Origin of the sequence: Streptomyces sp., assembly GCF_035563135.1 — a bacterium.
GTDB lineage: Bacteria > Actinomycetota > Actinomycetes > Streptomycetales > Streptomycetaceae > Streptomyces.
In genome coordinates, this window is sequence record NZ_DATMVN010000538.1 from 1 (window position 1) to 5,057 (window position 5,057).

6 protein-coding genes are annotated in these 5,057 nt (G+C 71.5%); 1 reads left to right on the forward strand and 5 read right to left on the reverse strand.

The features are described 5' to 3' along the window. From VN520_RS23825 to VN520_RS23840, 4 genes are all read right to left on the reverse strand, one after another. Nucleotides 1-1,215 (reverse strand): protein kinase domain-containing protein (locus VN520_RS23825; RefSeq protein ID WP_414719927.1); only part of this gene is annotated, 1,215 nt, incomplete at its 3' end. Nucleotides 1,216-1,285: 70 nt separating this feature from the next. Continuing rightward, on the reverse strand, nt 1,286-1,561 hold the full coding sequence (locus tag VN520_RS23830; RefSeq protein WP_325748979.1) for a hypothetical protein: 276 nt from the start codon (nt 1,559-1,561) through the stop codon (nt 1,286-1,288). Between the two features lie 14 nt (nt 1,562-1,575). Beyond that, nucleotides 1,576-2,337, reverse strand: coding sequence for a TetR/AcrR family transcriptional regulator (locus VN520_RS23835; RefSeq protein WP_325748980.1), 762 nt, complete (start codon nt 2,335-2,337; stop codon nt 1,576-1,578). Between the two features lie 36 nt (nt 2,338-2,373). Then, the gene (locus VN520_RS23840) at nt 2,374-3,309 is read right to left on the reverse strand and encodes a diiron oxygenase (RefSeq protein ID WP_325748981.1); all 936 of its coding nucleotides are present in this window, start codon (nt 3,307-3,309) and stop codon (nt 2,374-2,376) included. A gap of 189 nt (nt 3,310-3,498) precedes the next feature. Here VN520_RS23840 and VN520_RS23845 point away from each other — a divergent pair, with 189 nt between their 5' ends. Further along, nucleotides 3,499-4,602 (forward strand): ferritin-like domain-containing protein, encoded by a 1,104-nt coding sequence (locus VN520_RS23845; RefSeq protein WP_325748982.1) that lies wholly within the window; start codon nt 3,499-3,501, stop codon nt 4,600-4,602. A 57-nt stretch (nt 4,603-4,659) separates the two neighbouring features. Here VN520_RS23845 and VN520_RS23850 read toward each other — a convergent pair whose 3' ends face one another. Then, nucleotides 4,660-4,974, reverse strand: a complete 315-nt coding sequence (locus VN520_RS23850) for an SCO0607 family lipoprotein (protein WP_325748983.1) — start codon at nt 4,972-4,974, stop codon at nt 4,660-4,662. Between the last annotated feature and the right edge of the window lie 83 nt (nt 4,975-5,057).

The window sequence follows — 5,057 nt, forward strand, 5'->3', positions numbered from 1 at the left end:
CGCCCCGGGAGGGAGGGCGAGCTGGGTCGTCGCCCGGTCGGACCGCGGTGCGTGCGGCCCGGCTCCCCGGAAGCGCGTGGTCCGGCTGTCCTCGGCGATGCCCCCGCCGCCCTGAGCCCCGCCGGTGACCACACCGCCGGGCGGGGGCACCTGGTCCGCGGGCGCGGCACCGTCCTGGAGAGCGCCCGTGACCGCCTCGCCCTGTACGGGGCCCATGACCGCCTGGTCCTGTACGGGGCCTACGGCCACCTCGCCCTGTACGGGGCCCATGACCACCTGGTCCTGTACGGGGCCCATGACCGCCTCGTCCTGAACCGGGCCCGCCGCCTCGCCCAGCGCACGCGCCCGCGCCGCCTGGTCCGTCACCGCGGCCGACAGGGGCCCGGAAAGCCAGCCGCCCCTGGCGAGGCCCGCCGCACCCTCCAGGGCCAGTTCCGCGGCGACCGATCCCGCTCCGGGGCGGTCCTCGGGGTCCTTCGCCAGGCAGCCCGCGATCAGCGCACGCAACTCAGCCGGTACGCCGCCGAGTTCGGCGGATCCGTGCGCGATCCGCCCGGCCGCCTCCTCCACGGGCCCGGCGGCGAGCGGGGTCGTCCCGGTCACCGCGTACGCCAGCAGCAGGCCCAGGACGAACAGGTCGGACGCCGGGCCCGCCTCCTTGCCCTCGACCTGCTCGGGGGTGAGGTATCCCAGCCGTACGGACAACTGCCCGCCCTCCCGGGCCTCGGCGGAGGCAGCCGCCCCCAGAGGCCCGAACGCGGTCAGCCGGGGCCCGTCCTCGGCCAGCAGCACCGTCTCCGGCGCCAGCCCCTGGAGCACGGCCCCGGTGGCGTGCACCCGGGAGAGCGTTTCGGCCAGGCCGGCGCCCAGTATCCGCACGGCGCGCTCGGGCAGCGGACCGGCGAGCCCGATCGCCTGGGCGAGTGTCACCGCGGGCACGTAAGCCGTGGCCGTCCACAGGCCTTCGTCCTCCGGCGGGGCGAGCGGCGGCTGCACCCAGCCGCCGGCCAGCCGTTCGGCGGTGCGGGTCTCGGCGAGGAAGCGGCGCCGGAAGACGGGTACGGAGGCGAGGGCGGGCCGGGCGGCCGTCACCACGACGAGCTCGTCGTCAGCGCCCCGGGCCAGGTAGTGCACGGCGCTCGCGCTCTCGCGGAAGCGCGCCAGCACGGTGTACGGGCCGAAGCGGCGTGGATCGTCCTGACGCAGCGCCTCCATGGCGCACCCCCTTGTGACCGTGCCCTCGGCATCCGAGCGCCGATCTTACGGGCGTGGGCACGGATGACACTCAGGACCCGCTGCGGGGCCTGCTCCAGGGCCACTTGGGGGTGAAGCGCTCACGGCCCTCGGGGGCGTACTCGTACACCCAGCCGCGTTGCAGCCCGAGCCGCTTGGAATAACCCGCCGGAGCACGGCGGTAGGCGTACACGGTGGCGGGGCCGTCGCCGGCGGCCGGCACCGGGACCTCGTACCACTTGGGCGGATGGCCGGTCGGCCCGAGCAGGACCGGCAGCACCCGGCCGTCCAGGGGGCCGCCGCGGAAGGGCGTGTTCTCGCTTTTCACCGGGCCAGTGTCACTCAGCCCGGCGCCAGCAGGTGCGCGGCCCGGCCCGCCACCGGGACGATCAGTGTCGCGAGCCGCCCGGCGGGGCCGTCGGCGGTCTCCTGGCCGAGCAGGTCCGCCATCACGGCGTCCGTCTCCTCGTCCGAGGCGGCGGTGACCGCGAGCAGGGCCATCAGATGGTCGACCAGCCAGGCCCTGAGGTCGGAGGCCGGCGGCTGCTTCTCCTCGTCCAGCCAGATCAGGGACGCCGCCTCCACGGCCGCGATCCAGGTACGCACCATCATCCGCAGACGCGGCCCGGCGGGCTTCTGCCCCGGCCCGGTGCCCCGGCCCAGATGGAGCAGGATCTGCTCGGCCGCCGACCGGCGCACGCCGTCCACGATCGTGGACGTACGGGAGGTCTCGGCCACGCTGCCACCGCGCAGCAACGCGCTGAAACCGGCGTCGTGCTGGTCGACGAAGCCCAGATAGCGGTCCAGGACCCGGCTGACCCGCTCGGTGGGCGGGCCGACGGCGGGTTCCGCGAAGCAGAGCGTGAGCTGCTCGGCGGCCGACCCGAGAGCGGCCTCGTACAACTGCTGCCTGCCGCCGGGGAAGTAGCGGTAGACCAGCGGACGGGAGACCCCGGCCGCGACCGCCACCTCATCGATCGACACGTCGTCCGGCGCCCGGTGGGCGAAGAGCGTGAGCGCCGCGTCCAGCAGTTGGGCGCGGCGCTCCTCGACGCCGAGCCGTCGGTAGGCCCGGGCCGGCGGTGCTGCGGGTGCGGAGGTCATACCCCGAAGCCTAAGCGGTGCCTTCAAGAGCACCCCTCAGGCCAGCAGGCCCGAGCTCTTCCACAGCCTGCGTCCCACCCCGTTGAGCACACCGATGTCGTCGAAGAAGTCCGTGAGCCGCTTCGCACCCGTCTGCATGACCTCCGCCCGGTGACCGCTCGCCCTCACCTGCGCGACGGCCTCATGGCGGTCGAGGCCGACGTTCTCGTACACCTGCGGGTTGACGAAGCAGACGGAGAAGACGCGTGCCGCTTCCCCGCAGTTGAGCCGGGTCAGCTGGCGCTCCCAGCGGGGCGCGGTCACCATCTGGCGGCGCAGCTCCTCGCGTGCGTAGCGCACGTGCCGGGCCTCCTCGACGACATGGATGCGGGTCACTCCGCGTACGAGCGGCTGGACGCGCTCGTCGGGGAAGGTGAGCCGCTGCATCCAGTCCAGGATCTCCTCGCCGAGCAGGGTCGCGGCGAACGAACCGGGCGTGGTGGAGATGGTCTTCAGCACCCGCGCCAGGTTGTGGTAGCGCCGGGGGACCGGGTAGCTGGGCCCCCCGCCCCACTCGATCATGCGGGCGAACATCATGGAGTGCCGGCACTCGTCGGCTATCTCGGTGAGGGCGTAGCGGACGTGCTTGCTCGTCACGGACTTGTCGTAGATGTGCCGGACGAGCAGCTGCATCAGGATGATCTCGAACCAGATGCCGAGCGAGGCCAGTGACGCCGCTTCATGGCGCGCCAGATCCATCCGCTGCTCCTCGGACATCTTCCGCCACAGCGGGGTGTCGTACAGGGAGACCAGCTCGGGCGGCCAGAACCACTTGCCGTCCTCGGCCGGGGAGTCCCAGTCCAGCTCGGCGTCCGGGTCGAAGGAGTGTTTGGCGGAGGCTTCGAGCAGGCGCGCCGCGACCTGTTCGCGGTCCTTGAGCGGGCCGAGCGCGTCACGCAGCGCCTGGATGTCGTCATCGGTCACGGTCGTCATGGCTGCACGCACCTCGCACATGGGTTACCGGCGGTCAGGTTCCCGGACACGCATTATGAGACCGCCTGTCAGCAAGGCGGTCAATCCCTTGTGCGCGACTTGTTGACCGGATGTCTACCAACGTGTGAACCTGCCAACTGACGTCAGCACCGCGGAATGCACGATCCTCGCCGGGCGAAGGAGCTGTCCGTGTCGACACATGACCTCTACATCACCGCACCCCCCGCGCCCACATGGCAGGTACCTGCCACGGGCGCGGCCCGGTTCAGCTGGGACTACGACGACGGCCGCGAACGCCTCCTCGCCCTCTACCAGAAGGGCAAGGACAAGCAGTGGGACGGCAGCAAGCGCATCGACTGGAGCCTGGAGGTCGACCCCGCCGACCCGCTCGGCACACCGGACGAGGCCCTTCCGCTCCACGGCACCCCGCACTGGGCGAAGATGACCGAGCGGGACCGCGGCGAACTGCGCAAGCACTACACCTCCTGGCAGTTCAGCCAGTTCCTGCACGGTGAGCAGGGCGCCATGGTCTGCGCCGCCCGGATCGTGGAGTCCGTCCCGGACCTGGACGCGAAGTTCTACTCCGCGACCCAGACGATGGACGAGGCGCGGCACGCGGAGATCTACGGCCGCTTCCTGCACGAGAAGGTCGGGATGCTCTACCCGGTCAACGGCAGTCTCCAGGGGCTGCTCGGCGACACCCTGCGCGACTCCCGCTGGGACATGCCCTACCTCGGCATGCAGGTCCTCATCGAAGGGCTGGCACTCGCCGCGTTCGGCATGATCCGCGACACCACGACCAGGCCGCTGCCCAAACAGATCCTCGCCTACGTCATGCAGGACGAGGCCCGGCACGTGGCCTTCGGGCGGATGGCGCTGCGCGACTACTACAAGCAGCTGAGCGACGCCGAACTGCGCGAGCGCGAGGAGTTCGTCATCGAGGGCTGCTACCTGATGCGCGACCGCCTCAGCGGCGTCGAGGTCCTGGAGAACTTCGGCATAGGCAAGCAGGAGGCCAAGGACCTCTCCGAGCACTCCGAGTATCTCCAGCTCTTCCGCAAGCTGCTGTTCAGCCGGATCGTCCCCTGCGTCAAGGACATCGGCCTCTGGGGCGAGCGGCTCCAGAAGGCCTACGTCGACATGGGCGTCCTCGAACTGGGCGACTCGAACCTGGACCTGCTGATGGCCCAGGACGAGGAGATCGCGGAGCAGCTGGACCGGGACCGCTTCGCGGTGGAGGAGCAGGTGAGGGTGGCAGAGGTCGCGGAGGCGATCGCGGAGGGCGGGAGCTAGCTCTCCTCGGCGGGACGGAGGGCGGAGCCGGTCCTTCCCGGCCAGGCGGAGAACGAGCTAGTTCTTCTCGGGGATCTCGATCGTCCTGCCGTTCTCGTCGAGGGTCCGGGTGTTCCAGTAGGTGTACCACTTGTCGTCCACGTGCTCGGGCACCTTGCCCTCCGGGTAGCGGGCGTAACCCTCGGGCGGCTCCTCGCCGTCGGGAGCACATGCGCTGCCGGCGCTGCCCACGGCCAGGACCGGGTATTCGCCACCCCCGCAGACGGCATCCTGCATGGAGCAGGCGCCGGTGAGCAGGGCGACCGTGACGCCTGCCAGGGCGAGTCCGAGCGTGGTGCGGGACGGGGTGCGGAGTCGGCTGGCCGTGCGCATGGTGGGCTCCCTCTGGTGTGCGGATGACGGGGACCAGCCTGCCGTGGCCGGAGGGGAGGAGCGTGAGCATGCGTACTCATATC